We start from the raw sequence: 18,696 nt of genomic DNA, 5'->3' as shown, positions 1-18,696 counted from the left end.
ACGCTTAACTTTGGAAAGCCTCCTGTGAATATAACTAGGTTGTTTTTTTAAAGAGAGTTTTCTGCTATAAAAGCGACAGTTGAAATTCACATGACCCACGTCCATTTACCACATGCTGTATCCCGTCTGCGCTCGGCTCGCCTGCTACGTAGTACGCGGCCATTTCTGGCGCGGGGCGGGCCGCATGGCGAGCGCTGTGCTGGTTGCCGCCTGATCCTCAGTCATTGCCTGTGCGGCTTGCGTACTGTGGTGCCTACCCGTGCCGGGGTGTGTCTGATCATGGCGGAACATGAGACCCTGAAACCTAGCAATACCGGCTGGCTGATCGCTGATGTGGTGCCCGCTACCACGGCCTTTGGCTGGGCCCGCACTGAAGTTGATCCTGCCTTATTGAGCTTGTTGGCCGATCCGCAATGGCAGCCGTATGTGGTGTTTCCTGGTGAATTTGTGGCGCCTGAGCGGGTTGTGACGCAGTTGCTGCCAGTCGAAAAAAACGATACTGTTTCAGATCAGGAGCGCAAGCGGCCGCTGTTTATCTTGCTCGATGCGACCTGGCCAGAGGCGCGCAAGATCTTTAAAAAAAGCCCTTATCTGGCACAATTTCCTGTGCTCAGTTTGGCACCTGAGCAATTATCGCGTTATCGCCTGCGGCGTTCACGGCGCGATGATCATTTGTGTACCTCTGAGGTGGCCGCCTTATGTCTGGCGCTGGCTGGTGAGACGCTGGCCGCGCAAACTCTGGAGGCTTACCTGGACGTATTTACCGAACACTATCTGTGCGCCAAGCAGCAACTCAAGCTCGACTGGGACGATGAGCTACACCAGCGTTTACGAGATTTACGCCTGCCCTAGCGCGCCGCCACAGCCACTTCTGCCGCCGGATGCTGAGTCAGTGAAAGCGCTCCATAAACAGGTAGTAATGCATGCCTAAAGCCAGTAGTTGATTGCCAAACCAATCGCCCAGCGGCACCCGGATATGCTTGAATTGATCAAAACTATCAAAGCGCGTGCTATTGCCAGTCATGGCATTGGCCATGATCTCGCCGACGATATGAGAGGTTGCGACCCCATGGCCAGAGTAGCCTTGTGCGTACCAGACATTGGGCGAGAGCTTACCCAGTTGTGGCACCCGGTTGATGACTATGCCCATATTGCAACTCCATTCGTACTCTATCTCCACCCCTTTCAGGAGCGGGAAGGTGCGTTCTACACAGGGACGCAATTCGGCCGCAATATCGCGTGATTCTTTGCCCGAATAGTTGGCACCGCCGCCAAATAACAAACGCCCGTCGGCCGTCATACGATAGTAATCGAGCACGAAACGGCAATCATAGACTGCCACGTCTTTCGGGTTGAGTTGTTTGGCCAAACTGCCCAATGGCGCGGTGGTGATGATGCCACCGGCGGCGGGGAATATCATGCCGCCTAGTTTTTTTTGTTCCAGCTTGTGATACACATCGCCAGCCAGCAAGACTTGATGCGCGATCACGCGCCCTTTGGCAGTATGCACTTCTGGTCTGTCGCCATGCACAATATTCGTCACTGGCGAGTCTTCAAAAATTAAACCACCCAGGCTTACCAGCGCCTGCGCTTCGCCTATGCACAGATTGAGCGGATGCAGATGCATATTCTTTTTATTGTAGAGGCCACCGTGATACAAAGGCGTATCGAGAAACTGCCCCATGTCTTTGGCCTCTATCAGCTCGACCTGATCGCCCATGCCGCGTCGCTGCGCCAGATCACGCTCAGCGCGCAATTCTTTGACATGGCTGGGCTTGTAGGCCGTGTGCAGATGGCCGAATTTGAGGTCGCAAGCGATGCCGTATTTTTCTATACGGTTTTTGATAATATCGTGCCCGCGCCAGCGCAAAAACCAGATAAATTCATCGGCCTCAGCTGCGCTCATAAAGCTGCTCAGTTGTTTGCGCATCGCGCCCTCGCCCGACAAGCTGCCGGTGACCTGGCCGCCATTGCGCCCAGACTGCCCCCAGCCGACTTTATTGGCTTCGATCAGTGCCACCTTTTTACCTCTTTCTGCCAATTCTAATGCAGCGGCCACTCCAGTAAAACCAGCACCGATCACCACCACATCGACCTCGACATCAGATTCAAGCTGCGGGAAATGATGCACTTGATTGATGCTTGCTGAATAATACGAATTGATCCTTTGGGTTGCCATAGAACTCTTACTCCGTTGGTGAGGTGTTAGCTGCAATTGTCTTGCGCAAAAAAGCAGTATGATTGCCATCGCTGTCTCAGCGCGTGCGCACAAATCCTAGCCTAGTTTGGCCGTCTATCCTAGCCAAAAACTGGCAATTGCAAAGCAAGTAGAGAGTAAATTTTTGAAATTGAAAAAGCTAGAACCACTTCAAAAAGAAAGCCAATCGAAGTGGCTCTATTGTTGATGTATTCGAAAAATTCTGGGCAGCCCGATTCCGGTCAAGCCGCTTACTAACTAAGCTTACTTACACAGCTTACTGACACCGCTTATTGAAAAGGCCAGTATCGCTGCATGGCGATACTGGCCTTTTTTGAATTTGGTTTTAGAGCAGCGAGTTTTTAACGATAAAACGGTACTACCGTGCCTTTTACTTTGATCATCAAGGGCTGGCCCTTGCGATCGACGGCTTTGCCAGCAGGGACTTTAATCCAGCCTTCGCTGATGCAATATTCTTCGACTTCTAAACGTTCTTTGCCGTTCAGATTAATGCCGACTTCGTGTTCGAACACGGCCGCGCTGTAGTAAGGACTACGTGGATCAACTGACAAACGGTCAGGGAAAGGGGGGAAGGTAGTGGTATCGTTCATGCGCGTAATTATCCACTAGAAAACCTAAGAGTTCAATTGCCTGCCGATTAGCTGCCCGAATAATTTACTCTTTTTAATCGGCGCTTGCAGGCTGGCAGCTAAAGATGCCACAACGATCAGACTGCCACCGAGCAGCGCCTGCGCGCTTAAATGCTCACCCAAAAATAGTACGGCAAACAAGGCGCCGAAGGCCGGCTCACTGCCCAGTAGTAGCGCGACTTTGGTTGGGTTGCTGCGGCGGATCGCATAATTTTGCGCGAAGAAGGCAAACAGTGTGCAAAACAACACCAGGAACAAAGTTGCGCCCCAAAATACCAGCGCCTGCGGTAAAGCGGGCAAACCGCTAGGGCTTAATGCCGCCAGACTTAAGCAACCCAGCATCAAGACGCCCGATTGCACCGCTGTCAAGGCCAGCGTGGAGAGTTGCTGATGCTGCGTCAGGCGCTTGCTCTGCACCATAAAAAATGCGCGCAAGACGGCCGCAGCCAGTATCAGGCAATCGCCAGGATTGAAGCTGAAACTGAAGCTGAAATTGAGACCCAGATTGGGCATCAGCAAAATAGCACCTAGCAGCGCCAGTGCGATAGCGCCCAGCGTGTAGGAATTCGGTGCTTGCTTTAACACTAGCCACTCAACCAGCGGCGTCAACACCACGCACAGAGAAATCAAAAACGCCGCATTGCTGGCACTCGTGAGTGTAATGCCATAGGTTTCGCACAAAAAAATTGCCAATAAAATCAAGCCCAAAGGCAGACCTATACGCCAGGCGTTTTTCACCTCGAGACTGCGAAAATTGCTCAGGCTGGGTAGCAAGATGAAGAAAGTCAAGCCGAAGCGCAAGGCCAAAAATCCTAGCACGGGGTAATAAAACAGCGCGATTTTCGCTACGCCATAACTACAGCCCCACACCATGGCGACTGCAAATAACATCAATTCGGCCATAGGCAGGCGTTTTAACATGAGCGACTCTCCGGTGGTCTTGGAATATTTAGCAGGCGATTGCTGCGACCAGGCGATTATGGATCTATACTCGGATTTTGATAATTCAGTGAATTTGCATAGGACTTATGCGCCATGAGCATCAATGATAAGTTAATTAATTTACTCCCAGGCTTGGCGGTAATGGTCAAGGTGATAGAAACCGGCAGTTTCTCGGCCGCTGCGCGCGCCCTCAATTGCATGCCATCGGCGGTTAGCCGACAAATTTCTAGTCTGGAAGCTAGCCTAAAATTGCAATTATTTGTACGTACCACGCGCTCTTTACGTCTGAGTGAGGCGGGCCAAACGGTAGCGCAGTACGCCCAGGATATGCTGGCGGCGGCGCGCTTAGCCAGCACTGTGAGCGCGGTCAACGCCCAGCCGCAAGGCCTGATACGTCTGAGCGCGCCGAAAGCCTTTGCCAAGCAAGTGATACAACCTCTGCTTGGCGATTTTTTGCGCCTATATCCGGAAATCAATCTGCAGATGATCGTCACTGATCGCCCCACCGATCTATTGCAGGAAGATATAGACCTGGGAATCCGCATCACCGATCAGCCGCCACTCGGTCTGGTGGCCAAACCGCTGCAGCTGATAGAGCAAATTTTGGTAGCCGCGCCGGCTTATTTGAGCGCGCGTGGCATCCCGCACGCACCGCATGATCTCAGCGGACACGATTGCATCTATCTGGGCGAACATGCCAACGATAATCGCTGGGTCTTGCAGCAAGGCGCGCTTAGCCAGAGCGTCGTGGTGCAGGGCCGCTATATCGCGAATAATACGGAGATGCGCTTAGCGGCTGCGCTGGACGCTTGGGGCATCGCCAGTCTGCCAGTCTTCACCGCCCAAGCCGCGCTAGCGGAGGGCCGTCTGCAACGCGTCTTAGCCGATTGGGAATTACTCACCGCCTACCGCGGCAGCGCATACCTGCTGTATCCACCGAACCGCTATCTGGCACCCAAGCTCAGAGTATTGATTGATTATCTAGAAGCGCAATTGCAGCATTGAGGTGGAACTCAAATTGAAAAATCAACTGGAATTTCTAAAAACCCTATACTCGGGCGCATCGCGGCGTTGCAAATCCTCGCAATACCGACGTATTGCTCCGGTTTGCGCCTTGTGCTGCATCCCGATTAACGGTTTTTTAGAAGTTCCCAACCGCCTTCCGTAATAAACATGCGGCTTTCCGAGCAATATCGGTCTGTAGGCATCATGGATATTCGGCCTTCGGTTTTAAAAAATAAAAAAGAGAGCCTAAGCTGGGCTTGACTAAACAAAGCGCTTTATTTCTCGCGCACCAGATATACGCAACGGCGCGCACCGGCTTGCAAGTGTTCGATTCTTTCTACGCTGCATTGCGGCCCCAATACGCGCTGAAAAACCGCTAATTCTGAACGACAAAACTGCTGACAGCTTTGCGCCGCTGCGCAGATCGGGCAATGGTCTTCGATCAGATGCAAACTGCCGTCGTCTTGAATTTCCATATGCGCCATATAGCCTTCGGCATTGCGTGCCGTACTGAGCGCCTTGACCCTGGCTTTGAGGTTGTTTGCCTTGGATAGGGCGGCGACATACAGTGCTTCAGTATCTTGTTCGCGCGCGCTGATCAGTTTTTCCAGACCAGCTTCGCCAAACAAGCTACGCACCTGGGCGATGATTTGCACCGTCAGATCACCATGTCTATCCGGGAAACGCGCATGCCCTTCTGCTGTCAATTGCCAGCGGCGCGTCGGTCTACCAATTTTCTCGGCTGCGTCCTCACAACTGAGTATGCCTTTTTCTTGCCAGGCTTCGAGCTGGCGACGCGCGCCCATAGAAGTGAGTTCTAAACTTTCGGCGATCTCTTGTGCGGTTTGCGGGCCACGGGTTTTAAGCAGATACAGAACACGTTCAGCGGTATTCATGCGGCCTCCAGCTGCTTGCCTGCTTGCAGCGCTAACTCTTTTTGCCAGTGCCCGATACGCCAGGCGGCCCAACTACTTAGCGCGGCGCCCAGTAGCAAAATCAGACGGGTATCGATCAGGGTCAGCACCGAGCCGATTAAGGCCATGATGATATTTGCCAGACAAAAAGTGGTCGAGATCAAGCCCATTACCGCACCTTGGCCGTAGTGACCAAACTGCTCGGCACACCAGCTCGGCAGTATCGCGTTATAAAATGAATTCGGTATCCCAAACAGGATAATCGCCGCCAAACCCAGCCACAGATTACCGATAGCCAGGCAGGCAATCGCGCCCGCCACAAAATAAGCATGCCAGCGTATCCGTCGCAAAGGGGCTATCGTGCTTGGACGGCCGGCAAAAAATGAACTGACTATCATCAAGCCGCACAGAGCCGCCGTCATCCAGGCAATTCCCTGCGCATCGTAGCCTGGCACTTCGACCAGCCACAGCGGATAAAATTCGTAAAACGCAGTAACACCACAGGTGTAAGCGAGCTGAATCACAAACAAACTACGCAAAGCCGGATGCCGCAATAACAGCAAGGTATGCTGATCACGCGCCACTTGCCACCACGAGGTAGTGGCTTTGGATCGAGCCTCTGTGGGCATGCTCATCATTACCAAGGCGGCGGCCAGCACGAGTGCTCCGGCCGCTATCCAAAATGGCACGGTAATCCCCCAGACTAAAGTGACGCCGGCCAATAATGGCCCGGCCAGCCAGCCTGCATAAAACGCGCCATTGAGCCACGCCAGCGCCTTGACCCGCTTATCGCCCGTGAGCCGGTCAGCCAGTAAGGCGCGCGCCACCGATGCATTGCCTTCCATTAATCCGGTAACAAATCGTGCCAGTATAAACAGCGGATACGACTGCAATAGCAAAGCCCAGGCAGTAATCGCATGCCCAAGTGCGGCTCCCAAAGCGCTGCTTAACAACACCGGACGTCGGCCAAAGCGATCCGATAAAGGCCCGAGTAAGGCCGAACCTAGCAGCAAACCTAGCGGATTAATACTCAAGGCGATGCCAAACAAAAGTTTGGGCGGCAAACCCATGAAGTGATTCAGACTATTGCTGGCGTCAGCCGCAAACAGCGGCGGCAAGATAGGATAAGGCAGCGCCGCACCCACAGTAGAGAGCAGCGCCAGCAGACAGGCGGTGGCGATCAGTAGCGGTGTTTTCATAAAGCCGTCGTTTCAAGTTGGGATGGAAACCTAGCCTGAAGTATAGACGAATTTCAATTTAAATAAACAAAAATGTTTATTTAAATTGAGCATGAAAAAACACCCGCAATAATCCAGCTTAGCAAGCAGTGAGCATAAGATCGCTCTCGGCTTAAGCGTAACCGCCAGACTCAGCCTGATATTCAGAAGCAGCACTGCCAGCGCGCATATCCCATGCGCTTGTTGGAAGATGCCTTGCAGAGCCGCATAGACTATGCGCAGTGGCAGGGGGGTATTTTAAAACCGGCTTACCACTTCATTTCACCCTTGGCGACTTTGGCGCTAGTTTGCAAGGCGGCATCCAGACCCACATCCGGATAGGCGCTACGCATGGCCGCGATCAGCTCACCCGAGTTAGTCGCGATACTGGTTTCGGCCGCAAATTTAAGCAAATAGTCGCGGGTAAAACTGATGCTGTCCGCTGTCAGCGCAGCGCCGACTTTAAAATGCCCGGGCACCACGGTGCTCGCTTGCAATGCCGCGATGCCGTCTAAAGTTTTCAACCATTCCTGGCGCGATGCCGCGCTTTGGCTGTCGGCGGTCCAGACGTGCAAACCCTTAAATAAGGCCACGCCACCGACCACCGCTTTGATGGAGGGAATCCAGACATAGCTGCGCTCGGAAGCTGCGCCTTGTGGGCCGGATATCTTCAGCGTCTCGCCTTCCAGTTGTATGCTGTCGCCCTGTAACACCTCAGGTACGACCAGGCTAAGTGGCGCATTTTGTTTCAGGATAGGGCCCCAGTAGGCAATCTTGGCGGCACCCTTTTTTTGTATCGCGGCCACCGTGGCGGCGCTGGCGACTATTTTTGCCTGCGGAAACGCGGCTTGGATCACATCCAGTCCAAAATAGAAATCTGGATCGCCGTGGCTGATATACACGGTGCTCAGGGTTTTACCGCTGGCACGTATGCGCGCCACCAATTTTTCTGCTTCGCTGCGCGAGAATTGGGCATCGATCAACACCATCTCTTTGGCACCGCTAACCAGTACCGAGGCCACCGGGAAAATCGCCGCCTCGCCAGGGTTATGCACTTCTAGTGACAAAGTAGCGGCATTGCTAAGCAGGGTAGTAGCAGCGAGGGCGCTAGCGATCAGAGTTTGTTTGAACATGATGGGCTTTCAATAAAGTGGGAGTGAGGCGAGTATAGGCGGCCCTATTCGTTTGAAAAACAGTGTAAATTGCAATGATTAATTGCATAATTCGAACGAATATAATGATGAAAGCAAGGCATGGATAGAATCACCGCCGCTCAGGTCTTTGTAGAAATCGCCCAGCGCGGCAGTATGGTGGCTGCTGCCGAAGCGCTCGATATGTCACGCGCCATGGTGACGCGCTATCTGGCCGAGATGGAAGCGTGGGCCGGGGCCCGCCTCTTGCATCGCAGTACCCGTCGCCTCAGCCTGAGTGCGGCCGGTGAGCAAACCCTGGAACGTTGCCGTGCCATGTTGGCTTTGGCGGGCAGCATGCACAATGCCAGCCTCGATCCAGCCACGCCGCAAGGTTTGTTGCGTATCGCCAGCTCGCATTGGCTGGCACAGGGCACGCTGGCCGACGCTGTGAGCAGTTTTTTAGTCCACTATCCGCTCACCGCGATCGAGTTACAGGTGGATAATCGTGCCGTGAATCTGGTCCAGCAGGGCATCGATCTGGCAATCCGCATCACCAATGCGCTAGAGCCGAACCAGATCGCGCGTCGCCTTGCCACTTGTGACTCGATGGTGTGCGCCGCACCGGCGTATTTGGCGCAACATGGCTGGCCCCAAAATATCCAGGACCTGAGTGCGCATAATTGTCTGACTTACAGTTATTTTGGCAAAAGTCTATGGCAGTTCAGCCACGCCGGGCAGACCAGCGCGGTCGCGGTCAGTGGCAATCTCTCATCGAATGAATCGATGGCTTTGCTGGCGGCCAGCATCAAGGGCGTTGGTATCTCCTTACAGCCGCGCGCTGCGGTCGCAGCTTTGATCGCCAGCGGACAGCTGCTGCAGCTTTTGCCAGAATATCAGCCTCAGCAATTAGGCGTGTACGGCATCTACACCTCGCGCGAGCACATGCAACCAGCGCTACGCGCCATGCTAGATCATCTATTGGAATGGTTTGCGCAAGACCCCGATTGGCGTCCCGCAGAATCGGCTTAAGCTCGGCCTGGCTCAGCGCGGTATTTTCAGTTGATCAAGGCAATATGATGCTCTTCGCACCAATGGCGCAAGGCGGTTTCGGTGGCCTTGATCTCGTATTGATACCAGGCTTCGAGTAGATTTTTACCTTGTAAAAACGCTTTGAAGCGGGCGTAAGCACCTTTGGCGTGGAAGTAGTCGGCCAAAGTCTGGTAATGATCGGGTAGCTCTTGCTCGGCAAACGCCAGCGCCAAAGCATTGCCCAAATCGAAGTCATTTTTATGTGGCAACTCCAGGTAATGCTCAGAGCTATTCACGTCTTCCGGCAGCTCGTCTTCCTCCTCGTCACTGTCGGCTAGCGCCACATACACTTTGCCGCTGTCTTTGCAGATATAGGCGTTATTCGTATATTGCGGTGCCGCACTGATGAGGTCGAAGGCATCGAGAAGTTCGCTGTATTTAACGGCGGGCGATGAGCGTTTGGATGGCATACGAAACTCACTGGTGAAGGAGAAGGAGTGCTAGGGATATTTATACGCCTACTGGAAAAAATGTAAATATCAATCTCATAGTTTCACTGATGAAGATCAAAATATATCAAGAATAGCTCAGCAGCCAGGTTGGCATAGGGTGCGCCATGCGCACCGTCTGCATTGCACGAAATCGCCCGTATCTCGCTGTACGCTTGTGCGGTACGGTATTTACAAACCGACCCTGCCATCACCCATATTCCATGCGCTTCTTCAGGCATGCCTGCCTGCGAGGCGCATGGGATATGCGCGCTGGGCTTAAGGTGTTTTTGATTGCTGTTGTTCAGTGTTTGATGTTCTTCTGTCGTTGTTGTGCGATTGCCGGCCGGTGGTAGACCGGCAGCTACATACCTTTTTTGCTTCACCAAAAAAGGCGCCACTTCAGGCCTTACTTCAGGCGTAGTTATTGATGCGAGTAGCCTCAACCTTACCGCTCTCGGAGACGGCGGCGTACGCTGCCGCGCCTTTACCGGACTTATTTTGCGGCTGAGTTTCTACCTGGCCTTGCTGCTGGGTCGCCAGTTCGTTACGGGCTTTTTGCTCCATCTGACTGGCCTGCGCAGCGATTGCTCGATCCGGCCCTGAAGGATCGGCTGGCGCTAGCGCGGCGGCGCGTATGGTGATGGCACGGGCGATGGTTTCTTGCGGTGTACTACCAGGCGAGACATCGATACTCACTTCGCCACCGACCGCGTAACGCACCCCATCCGGACCTTTTTGATAGGTGTAGGAAGCACCGCTAGTGGCCAAACCACCACTGGCCGCCAGATGGGCTTGCTCATGTGCGCGTACCTGCCTGTCGCGCGCTTGTAGGCGCTCTACCGTGGCCTTGGCTTCATCACTCAGTTGCACCGTGGCACTGGCATTCTTAACCGGCGCATCCGCAACCTTGGGGCTGGGTGCGAGGCCGGCACTGTTGTCAATCTTGCTTGATTTATCGCTGGCAGTTTCGGGTTTTGGTTTCCCTATGGCATTAATCAGGGCAAGTCCGGTCTTGCCTGCGCTAATCACGCTAGCACTAGAGCCTATACCCGCACCTGTAACAATACTGCTCATGACACACACCACAACTAGCTAGAGATAAATTCATATTAGTCGCAATTTCGCCTGAAATAAAGTGCTAATTATTTAAGCAGATGAACTGCCTAAAATGTAAAAAAGCCGGGCAAAAATGCCCGGCTTTTTTTTCATTTAGCGACTCAGAAATTAGTTCTGCAAAGTCATCAAACTGGCATTGCCCCCAGCTGCCGTGGTGTTAATGCATAAGGCGCGCTCGGCGACCAGACGCCACAATGGTGCTTCATTGCTTTCTTGCATCTCGATAACGCAGACGATCGCCTCATTTTGCCCTGCGAACAGGGTTTTGTAGTCGGCTAACAGATTGCCTTCGACTAAGGCAAACTGGACCTGCGCCTGGGTCGCTTCTGCCTGCAAGATACGATCACGGACCAGCATAGGCAAGCCGCTAGGCAATAAGCTGATGCTCTGCGCCGGTAACACCGGGGTATTACCGGTAGCCAGCAAAGCGGCGATTTGGTTCAGCAGACAATTGACCGTACTGGCAGCGCAAAACACCCGACCACGCGGTGCGAATGACAGGGTATTGCGCTCGCCGGTAGGGCCGGGCAAGACCATCGTCATTTTGTAAGGGCTGCGATGCGCATATTGCTCTGCCAGTTCGGCGATTTTTTCATGGCCATGGGTTTTGGCCCAGACCAGCAAGGCATCCAATGCGCCTGGTGCCTGACGTTCGTAGACGCTATGTCCGGCAATCGCCGCCGCCGGATTTTTTTGCAGACGCTTCAGATACAGAGGGCCGCCGGCTTTCGGGCCAGTACCGGATTTACCTTCACCGCCAAAAGGCTGCACGCCAACGACCGCGCCGACGATATTGCGATTCACGTAAATATTCCCGACATGCGCTCTTTGCGTGATGAAATCGATGGTTTCATCGATGCGTGAATGCACGCCCAAGGTCAAACCAAAGCCGCTGGCATTGATAGATTCTAGCAATTTAGGCAGTTCGTCGCGCTTGTAACGCAAGACGTGCAAGACCGGACCAAACACTTCTTTTGTCAGCTCAGACAAAGAAGAGATCTCCATCATGGTAGGTGCAATGAAAGTGCCGTTCTCGCAGGAAACCGGCAGATCGAGTGCGTAAAAATTCTTGGCTTGCCCGCGCATTTTATCGATATGCGCTTGCAGCGCTTGCTGCGCCTCTCTATCGATCACCGGCCCGATATCGATCGCCAACTGATTCGGTTTACCGACACGCAATTCTTGCATCGCGCCCTTCAGCATTTCCAGCGTTTTATCAGCGATGTCGACTTGCAGGCAAAGCACACGCAAGGCAGAGCAACGTTGACCGGCGCTATCAAAGGCGGAAGAAATCACATCATTGACGACCTGCTCCGGCAAGGCACTGCTGTCGACGATCATGACGTTCTGGCCACCAGTTTCGGCGATCAAAGGGATGTCGATATGCTCGGCCACTGAACGCTTGGCCAAAGTGCGATTGATGATATGCGCCACTTCGGTAGAGCCGGTAAAGATCACGCCTTTAACGCGCTTATCCGCCACCAGCTGGGCGCCGACCACCTCGCCCGTACCCGGCAAGAATTGCAATGCTCCACGTGGAACACCGGCGTCATGCAGTAATTGAATAGCCTTAAAAGCAATTAAAGGCGTCTGTTCGGCCGGCTTCGCCAGCACCACATTACCCGCCGCCAGCGCCGCGCTGACCTCGCCGATAAAGATCGCCAACGGGAAATTCCAAGGGCTGATACACACCACCGGACCCAGGGCCTGCGTGTTCGGCAAAAATTCTACCTGGGCCGCGTAGTAACGTAAAAAATCGACCGCTTCACGCACTTCGGCCAGCGCATTCGGTAGGGATTTACCAGCTTCGCGGATTGCCAAGGCCATGAAATCGAGGGTTTGGTTCTCGAGTAAATCTGCCGCTTTTTTCAGGACGGCAGCACGATCGGAAGGCGTGACCGTTTGCCAGTCTATTGCGTAATTTTCGGCGGCCAGCAAAGCCATTTGTACGTCGTGCGCATCGGCTTGTATCACATGACCGACCACATCCTGATGATCAGCTGGATTAATTACCGGTTGCGAGCTAGTGGCCGAGACTTGGCCATACAAGAGTGGCGTTGCAGTGATGACTTGCGCACTGCAGACTGCGAAATGAGCCGCGATTTTTTGCAGTTCCAACTCATTGCTAAAATCCAGGCCGTCCGAATTTTTGCGTTCAGTGCCAAATAAATCTGTAGGCAAAGAAATACCGCTATGCGGCTTACCGCCCAATTCAGCAGCGATGCTGAGCGGATCGGCGATCAGCGAATCGATAGAAATCGCCTCGTCAACGATCTGGTTGACGAAAGACGAATTCGCGCCATTTTCCAGCAAGCGACGTACCAGATAGGCCAGCAAAGTTTGATGCGAACCGACTGGTGCATAGATACGGCAAGGCTTGTTTAGCTTATCTTTATCAACCACCTGATCGTACAGAGTTTCGCCCATACCATGCAGGCACTGGAATTCATAATCGGTAATATTTTCTTGCTGCGCCCAAGTGTAAATAGTCGCCAAAGTGAGCGCGTTATGGGTGGCGAACTGTGGATAAATCACCGCGGTGGCGGCCAACAATTTTTGCGCGCACAAAAGGTAAGAGACATCGGTATACACCTTGCGGGTATACACTGGGAAACCGCTCATGCCGTCAACTTGCGCACGCTTGATTTCAGAATCCCAATACGCGCCCTTGACCAGACGCACCATAAATTTAGTGCCACTACGCTGCGCCAGATCGATCAGATAATCGATCACGTACGGACAACGCTTTTGGTAGGCCTGCACCACAAAACCTATGCCTTCAAAACCCTTCAAGTCGGCATCAAAGGCCAGCGCTTCCATCAGATCTAAGGACAGCTCCAGTCTGTCGGTTTCTTCGGCATCGATATTGAGACCAATGTTGTATTGCTTGGCCAGTAAGATGAGTTTTTTCAGCAGCGGCAACAACTCTTTCATAGTGCGCGCTCTTTGCGCGCGCGAGTAACGCGGATGCAAGGCTGAGAGTTTGACCGAAATCCCCGGACCGTCTTTGATACCACGCCCGTTCGAGGCCTTGCCTATGGCGTGAATCGCGGTTTCGTAAGCGCTGAAATAAAAGGCAGCGTCATGCGCAGTCAAGGCCGCTTCACCCAGCATGTCGTAAGAATAGCGATAACCACGCTTCTCGTTATCCTCGCCGTTTTTTAAGGCTTCGGCTATAGTCTGGCCGGTAACGAACTGATTACCCAGCATGCGCATTGCCAGATCCACACCTTTACGGATTAAAGGTTCACCACCTTTGGTGATCAGACGACTTAAGGCCGAGCCCAGACCCTGATCACTATTGGTGCTGACCAATTTGCCAGTGACCAGCAAGCCCCAGGTGGCGGCATTGACAAACAAAGAGGGCGATTCGCCCAGATGTTTGCGCCAGTCACCTTTACTGATTTTGTCGGCGATTAAGCGATCTGCGGTGGCATGATCGGGTATCCGCAACAAGGCCTCTGCCATACACATCAAAGCCACGCCTTCTTCGGAAGACAAAGAAAACTCGTGCATCAGGGCATCCACACCAGAAGCGCGGGTGCGCTGTTGGCGCACCGCACTGACTAATTGATGCGCGAGGGATTTAATATTCGCTTGTGCACCAGAATGGGGATTTATGTTGGATAATAACCACTGTACCGAAGATTCTTCGTCACGCCGATAAACCTGAGTAATGGCATCGCGAAGAGGTGTAGCATGTGGCAATAATTCGGATTGCAAAGCATGAAAGGGCGTAGGCGTAGGTCTCAGCATTATTATCTTTATGGTTTTAAATCAAGGTGCGCTTTTACTGAATTAAATCAAAGCGAATTTGATTTAATTGTATAGGTGAACGCCTATGATTAATTCTGGAAATATCGACTTATGGCGAAATTTAATATTTCATGAGACAATTACACCGAATATTATTAATCACCACTCTGACTTCTTATGCTAGACAAAATCAGTAAAAGAATATTGGCCGAATTACAAAATGACGGCCGTATCAGCAACGTAGAATTAGCCACCCGTGTCAACCTCTCGCCTGCGGCTTGTCTAGAGCGCGTGCGTAAGTTACAAGAGTCGGGCTACATCTTAGGCTACACAGCACAACTCAATCCCCACCTGCTGGATGTTGCACTCTTGGTGTTTATTGAAGTAGTCCTGGATCGCACCACCGCCGATGTATTTGAAGCCTTTAAGCGCGGTGTGCAGGCGATACCCGAAGTACTGGAATGCCATATGGTGGCCGGCGGTTTTGATTACCTGGTCAAGGCGCGCGTCAAGGATATGAATGCTTACCGTGATTTTTTAGGTAAGTCCTTATTGCAGCTCAATGGTGTGCGCGAGACGCATACTTATGCAGTGATGGAAGAAGTAAAAAATACCACCAGTTTGCCCATCAAATAATCAGGGCATACGCAAAACCGTGCAAGCGACCAGACAAAGAGGCTTTTGTTTGGATAAAGAAGGAAACTTATGGAAAGTCGTCTGCATCGCCTGGAAGCGGTACAGGCGATATTGCTGGAAATCGGTCAGAAAGCGACTGCTTGCCGCGATATCACTGAATTTCTGCGCGCGGTTCATGCGGCACTCGGTCGCGTCATGTATGCGGCCAATTTTTATGTGGCCTTGACCGACGGTAGTAATCAGGCGGTGCGCTTCGTGTATTTTGTCGATGAAGCCGATGCCACTCCCGACCCCACAGAATTATTTGTATTGCCAGCGACCAATCAGTCGGCCACCTCTTGGGTGATACAGAATCGTCAACGTCTCATCATGAGCGCGCAAGAATTCCGGCAGATGATACTCAGCGCTTGGAATGGCACACCCGCCGAGCAATGGATGGGTTGCCCCTTACTCGATCAACACCAGCAAGCCTTGGGTGCCATCGTCATCCAAAGTTATAGGCCAGAAATCAGCTTCAGTCTGGAAGATCAGGCCTTGTTTAGCCAGATTGCCAGCCATGTTGCGATGGCCTTACAGGGCCTGCAACATAGAGATAGCCTGGAACTCGCAGTCCAGCAGAGAACCGCACTACTAGAACACGAAATCGCCGAACGCAAACATGCCGAGGCGCTGCAACGCGCCCTGTTTGAAATCGCCGAATTGTCTAGCTCGGTAGAGCAAGTGAGCACTCTGTACGCCAGCATCCATCAAAGTATCGCGAAATTACTGTTCGCCCGCAATTTTGTGATTTTGCGTTTTCATGCCGATAGCGATGAAATCAGCATAGAGTATTTTGTCGATGAAACCGAGTCTATCCCCACCACCAGCAGATTCCCTTTGGGTGTGGGTTTGAGTTCGTATGTGATACGCAGTAAGCAAGCACAACTGATCGATCATGCGCGCTTTGAAGAGCTGATAGCCAGCGCAGAAATTCGCCATGGTTTGGGCAATTTACAGATGTCCAGCTGGATGGGAGCACCTATGCTGGTGCATGAACAGATTATCGGTGTACTCATCTTACAAAGCTACGACCCGACGATTTTGTATTCAGAGCAGGATTTAAATTTACTCGCCTTTGTCGCCAATCATGTGGCAAGCGCCTTGTCACGCTTTGATGCGGAGCTCGCGTTACGCCTCGCCAAGAGCGAGCTTGAACAACAAAACAGCGCGCTCAGCCAGGCCTTACTCGCCCTGCAAGAAGCGCAAGGCACTTTAGTCAGACAAGAAAAAATGGTGGCGCTCGGTGGCTTGGTGGCAGGTATCGCACATGAGATAAATACGCCGCTAGGCATATGCGTGACCGCCACCAGCCATTTGGCCGAAGAGCTGAAACTAACGCGCCAGGAGCTGGCCGAGAATAGTCTTAGCGAACAAGGATTACAGCAATTTTTTGAGGTACTCGATCAGGCGCTGCGCATCTTGGATAGCAATACCCAGCGTGCCGCCACTTTGGTACGCAGCTTCAAGCAGGTGGCGGTGGATCAATCCTCGGATCATTTGCGTGAGTTTGATTTACACGACTATCTGGAAGAAATCCTGCACTCGCTACAACCCAAGTTCAAGGGCAAAAAAATTGCCATCACGCTAGACTGCGTCAGCGGCATACTGCTGACTAGCTTTCCCGGAGCCTTGTCGCAATTGCTGACCAATATGCTGATGAATTCGCTGATGCATGGTTTTAATCAAGATAGCGCTGGCAAAATACATATTGCGGCATGCTTAGACGCTGATCAGGTTTGTCTGGAATACAGCGATGACGGTAACGGCATGGATGCAGAAGCTTTGACAAAATTATTTGACCCGTTTTACACCACCAAACGCGGCCAGGGCGGCAGTGGTTTGGGCGCGCATATTATCTTTAATCTTATCACCGACGTGCTCAAAGGAACGATACTGGCAAGCAGCGAAATCGGCAATGGCCTGCGCTATCGCCTACGTTTTCCACGTCAACTACAAGACTAAAGCCAGCCGTTCTGCGCGCGCTTAAACATCCGGATAGCGTGCATTGATCGCCAATGCGGCATCAATATTAGCGATCAATAAATCGACATAGTGCGTATCGAGATGCGTGCCACTCACGGTTTGTAAATGCCTGATCACATCGTCCAAGGCCCAAGCCGGTTTGTAGCAACGTGCGTGCATCAGCGCATCAAAAACATCGGCTACCGCAACAATACGCGCGTAGGGATGTATGCTATTTCCAGCCAATCCCTGTGGATAACCGGAACCGTCAAATTTCTCGTGATGTTGATGCGCGATGATGGCCGCTGCTTTGAGTATCGGCCGCTGCGAGCCGTCCAAAATAGACAGCCCTATGGCGGGATGCTGCTGCATGATGCTCCACTCGTCAGCATCGAGCTTGCCCGGTTTAAGCAGCACCGCATCGGGGGTCGCAACTTTACCGATATCGTGCATAGGTGCAGCCTGCTTGAGGATGGCGGCATCGTCGGCCGGCATATGCGAAGCGCAGGCCAGCAAGTAACAGACCTCAGCCATGCGCCGCACGTGATTACCAGCCTCATGCGAACGTGACTCGACCACATCACCGAGGCGCATAATCAATTCACTCTGGGTTTCGGTGATTTCATTATTGAGCAAAATATTGTCAAACGCGATTGCCACGCCGGAAGAAAAAACCTCGAGTAATTTGGCATCGATCTCGCCCACATCGGAGACCCCTTTTAAGACCAGCAATGAAGCCTTGCCACTGCTATTTGGGAAGTAACCTACGTAAGTATCGCCATGCAGTCGCGAGACCCGTGTGGTACGTGCCTCATCGAGTTGCGCCAGCAGCTCGGGTGAAAAAATATGGCTGTCATCTTCCACCTCACCAACCCGTGCCAACACCTCATATTTTTGTTCGCCCGAGATGCCGATCGCGCCACGCAGACGCACCAGCATACTTTGTTCTAGTCGCAATAAGGCGATCACCTGTTGCAGCAAACCATTGGCAAAATCGATCAGATTGCGTTGCTGAAAAATCTGTGCCGAGGCTTCAATGACGCGCTCCAGACCTTCGCGGTAACTCATCTGAAAACGACGTGCCTGCTCGACTTCCATGATGTCGCGATAGGCGCGCAAAGCGGCGAAGGTGGTGGTAAATAATTTCTTACGATCGAGCTCGGTTTTTTCTTTGTAATCATTGATATCGTAATCAACGATTACTCTTTCTTCCGGCGCCTGCCCGGGCTGACCGGTGCGCAAAACTATCCGTGAAAATTTATTCCCCAGCTCCTGGCGCATCCAGCGCGCCACTTCTAAGCCGCTGTCCTCAGCCTCCATCACCACGTCTAAAAATACCAGGGCAATATCGGATTCAGCAGCTAAAACTTGTTTCGCTTCGGCGCCGCTGTAGGCATCTAAAAATACCAAACCACGACCGTCTAAAAGAAAACGGTTGAGTGTCATTTTAGTGATGGTGTGGACATCGGGCTCATCGTCCACCAACAGAATTTTCCAGGGAGGAAGTTTATTGGCACTGGCGCTAGTAGCTAGGAAGGACATAGGGATAAATTCCGTATCAAGAAGATTTCTATCGGAAATAAACTGCCAAATCTATTGTAGTCCTAGC

16 protein-coding genes are annotated in these 18,696 nt (G+C 52.4%); 5 read left to right on the top strand and 11 right to left on the bottom strand.

The genetic code is table 11. The features are described 5' to 3' along the window. The first annotated feature begins 90 nt into the window (after positions 1-90). Positions 91-852, top strand: coding sequence for a tRNA-uridine aminocarboxypropyltransferase (locus EJN92_RS09260; protein WP_126127557.1), 762 nt, complete (start codon positions 91-93; stop codon positions 850-852). Positions 853-889: 37 nt separating this feature from the next. Here EJN92_RS09260 and EJN92_RS09255 read toward each other — a convergent pair whose 3' ends face one another. The 3 genes from EJN92_RS09255 to EJN92_RS09245 form a co-directional block, all read right to left on the bottom strand. Then, positions 890-2,179: an NAD(P)/FAD-dependent oxidoreductase gene (locus tag EJN92_RS09255; protein WP_126127556.1), complete on the bottom strand. Its 1,290-nt coding sequence runs from the start codon at positions 2,177-2,179 to the stop codon at positions 890-892. Positions 2,180-2,559: 380 nt separating this feature from the next. After that, a complete protein-coding gene (locus tag EJN92_RS09250) occupies positions 2,560-2,808 on the bottom strand; it encodes a DUF3297 family protein (RefSeq protein ID WP_126127555.1) in 249 nt (82 codons plus the stop codon). A 24-nt stretch (positions 2,809-2,832) separates the two neighbouring features. Next, complete coding sequence (locus EJN92_RS09245; RefSeq protein ID WP_126127554.1) at positions 2,833-3,768, bottom strand: DMT family transporter; 936 nt, start codon at positions 3,766-3,768, stop codon at positions 2,833-2,835. Positions 3,769-3,882: 114 nt separating this feature from the next. Between EJN92_RS09245 and EJN92_RS09240 the strand changes: the two genes are divergently transcribed. Next, positions 3,883-4,794, top strand: a complete 912-nt coding sequence (locus EJN92_RS09240; protein ID WP_126127553.1) for a LysR family transcriptional regulator — start codon at positions 3,883-3,885, stop codon at positions 4,792-4,794. 275 nt (positions 4,795-5,069) lie between these two features. Here the strand turns inward: EJN92_RS09240 and EJN92_RS09235 are convergent, their stop codons facing one another. From EJN92_RS09235 to EJN92_RS09225, 3 genes are all read right to left on the bottom strand, one after another. Then, positions 5,070-5,690 (bottom strand): helix-turn-helix transcriptional regulator, encoded by a 621-nt coding sequence (locus EJN92_RS09235; RefSeq protein ID WP_126127552.1) that lies wholly within the window; start codon positions 5,688-5,690, stop codon positions 5,070-5,072. Further along, entirely contained in the window at positions 5,687-6,907 is a 1,221-nt protein-coding gene (locus EJN92_RS09230) for an MFS transporter (RefSeq protein WP_126127551.1), read from the bottom strand. Before EJN92_RS09230 ends, EJN92_RS09235 begins: the two co-directional genes overlap by 4 nt. A gap of 287 nt (positions 6,908-7,194) precedes the next feature. Beyond that, positions 7,195-8,058, bottom strand: coding sequence for an MBL fold metallo-hydrolase (locus EJN92_RS09225; protein ID WP_126127550.1), 864 nt, complete (start codon positions 8,056-8,058; stop codon positions 7,195-7,197). Between the two features lie 120 nt (positions 8,059-8,178). Between EJN92_RS09225 and EJN92_RS09220 the strand changes: the two genes are divergently transcribed. Continuing rightward, a complete protein-coding gene (locus EJN92_RS09220; RefSeq protein WP_126127549.1) occupies positions 8,179-9,087 on the top strand; it encodes a LysR family transcriptional regulator in 909 nt (302 codons plus the stop codon). A gap of 26 nt (positions 9,088-9,113) precedes the next feature. Here EJN92_RS09220 and EJN92_RS09215 read toward each other — a convergent pair whose 3' ends face one another. The 4 genes from EJN92_RS09215 to putA all read right to left on the bottom strand — a co-directional run bounded on the left by EJN92_RS09215 (position 9,114) and on the right by putA (position 14,450). Continuing rightward, positions 9,114-9,557 (bottom strand): UPF0158 family protein, encoded by a 444-nt coding sequence (locus EJN92_RS09215; RefSeq protein ID WP_126127548.1) that lies wholly within the window; start codon positions 9,555-9,557, stop codon positions 9,114-9,116. A gap of 83 nt (positions 9,558-9,640) precedes the next feature. Beyond that, the gene (locus tag EJN92_RS09210; protein WP_126127547.1) at positions 9,641-9,961 is read right to left on the bottom strand and encodes a hypothetical protein; all 321 of its coding nucleotides are present in this window, start codon (positions 9,959-9,961) and stop codon (positions 9,641-9,643) included. Positions 9,962-9,989: 28 nt separating this feature from the next. Continuing rightward, positions 9,990-10,652 (bottom strand): putative metalloprotease CJM1_0395 family protein, encoded by a 663-nt coding sequence (locus EJN92_RS09205; RefSeq protein ID WP_126127546.1) that lies wholly within the window; start codon positions 10,650-10,652, stop codon positions 9,990-9,992. A gap of 150 nt (positions 10,653-10,802) precedes the next feature. Beyond that, complete coding sequence (putA, locus tag EJN92_RS09200; RefSeq protein WP_126127545.1) at positions 10,803-14,450, bottom strand: trifunctional transcriptional regulator/proline dehydrogenase/L-glutamate gamma-semialdehyde dehydrogenase; 3,648 nt, start codon at positions 14,448-14,450, stop codon at positions 10,803-10,805. 177 nt (positions 14,451-14,627) lie between these two features. Here putA and EJN92_RS09195 point away from each other — a divergent pair, with 177 nt between their 5' ends. Then, positions 14,628-15,086 (top strand): Lrp/AsnC ligand binding domain-containing protein, encoded by a 459-nt coding sequence (locus EJN92_RS09195; RefSeq protein ID WP_126127544.1) that lies wholly within the window; start codon positions 14,628-14,630, stop codon positions 15,084-15,086. A 69-nt stretch (positions 15,087-15,155) separates the two neighbouring features. Further along, positions 15,156-17,087 (top strand): GAF domain-containing sensor histidine kinase, encoded by a 1,932-nt coding sequence (locus tag EJN92_RS09190; protein WP_126127543.1) that lies wholly within the window; start codon positions 15,156-15,158, stop codon positions 17,085-17,087. A gap of 21 nt (positions 17,088-17,108) precedes the next feature. Here EJN92_RS09190 and EJN92_RS09185 read toward each other — a convergent pair whose 3' ends face one another. Continuing rightward, positions 17,109-18,629: a DUF3369 domain-containing protein gene (locus tag EJN92_RS09185; protein ID WP_126127542.1), complete on the bottom strand. Its 1,521-nt coding sequence runs from the start codon at positions 18,627-18,629 to the stop codon at positions 17,109-17,111. Positions 18,630-18,696: the final 67 nt, after the last annotated feature.

Origin of the sequence: Undibacterium parvum, from assembly GCF_003955735.1 — a bacterium.
In the GTDB taxonomy this organism is placed as follows: Bacteria; Pseudomonadota; Gammaproteobacteria; order Burkholderiales; family Burkholderiaceae_D; genus Undibacterium; species Undibacterium parvum.
Note: the sequence above shows the minus strand (reverse complement) of the source record. Positions and strands in the feature narration are given on the sequence as shown.

Coding starts and splice junctions, on each gene's coding strand:
- EJN92_RS09260 (WP_126127557.1), top strand. CDS start 91: ATGACCCACGTCCATTTACCACATGCTGTATCCCGTCTGCGCTCGGCT.
- EJN92_RS09255 (WP_126127556.1), bottom strand. CDS start 2,179: ATGGCAACCCAAAGGATCAATTCGTATTATTCAGCAAGCATCAATCAA.
- EJN92_RS09250 (WP_126127555.1), bottom strand. CDS start 2,808: ATGAACGATACCACTACCTTCCCCCCTTTCCCTGACCGTTTGTCAGTT.
- EJN92_RS09245 (WP_126127554.1), bottom strand. CDS start 3,768: ATGTTAAAACGCCTGCCTATGGCCGAATTGATGTTATTTGCAGTCGCC.
- EJN92_RS09240 (WP_126127553.1), top strand. CDS start 3,883: ATGAGCATCAATGATAAGTTAATTAATTTACTCCCAGGCTTGGCGGTA.
- EJN92_RS09235 (WP_126127552.1), bottom strand. CDS start 5,690: ATGAATACCGCTGAACGTGTTCTGTATCTGCTTAAAACCCGTGGCCCG.
- EJN92_RS09230 (WP_126127551.1), bottom strand. CDS start 6,907: ATGAAAACACCGCTACTGATCGCCACCGCCTGTCTGCTGGCGCTGCTC.
- EJN92_RS09225 (WP_126127550.1), bottom strand. CDS start 8,058: ATGTTCAAACAAACTCTGATCGCTAGCGCCCTCGCTGCTACTACCCTG.
- EJN92_RS09220 (WP_126127549.1), top strand. CDS start 8,179: ATGGATAGAATCACCGCCGCTCAGGTCTTTGTAGAAATCGCCCAGCGC.
- EJN92_RS09215 (WP_126127548.1), bottom strand. CDS start 9,557: ATGCCATCCAAACGCTCATCGCCCGCCGTTAAATACAGCGAACTTCTC.
- EJN92_RS09205 (WP_126127546.1), bottom strand. CDS start 10,652: ATGAGCAGTATTGTTACAGGTGCGGGTATAGGCTCTAGTGCTAGCGTG.
- putA (WP_126127545.1), bottom strand. CDS start 14,450: ATGCTGAGACCTACGCCTACGCCCTTTCATGCTTTGCAATCCGAATTA.
- EJN92_RS09195 (WP_126127544.1), top strand. CDS start 14,628: ATGCTAGACAAAATCAGTAAAAGAATATTGGCCGAATTACAAAATGAC.
- EJN92_RS09190 (WP_126127543.1), top strand. CDS start 15,156: ATGGAAAGTCGTCTGCATCGCCTGGAAGCGGTACAGGCGATATTGCTG.
- EJN92_RS09185 (WP_126127542.1), bottom strand. CDS start 18,629: ATGTCCTTCCTAGCTACTAGCGCCAGTGCCAATAAACTTCCTCCCTGG.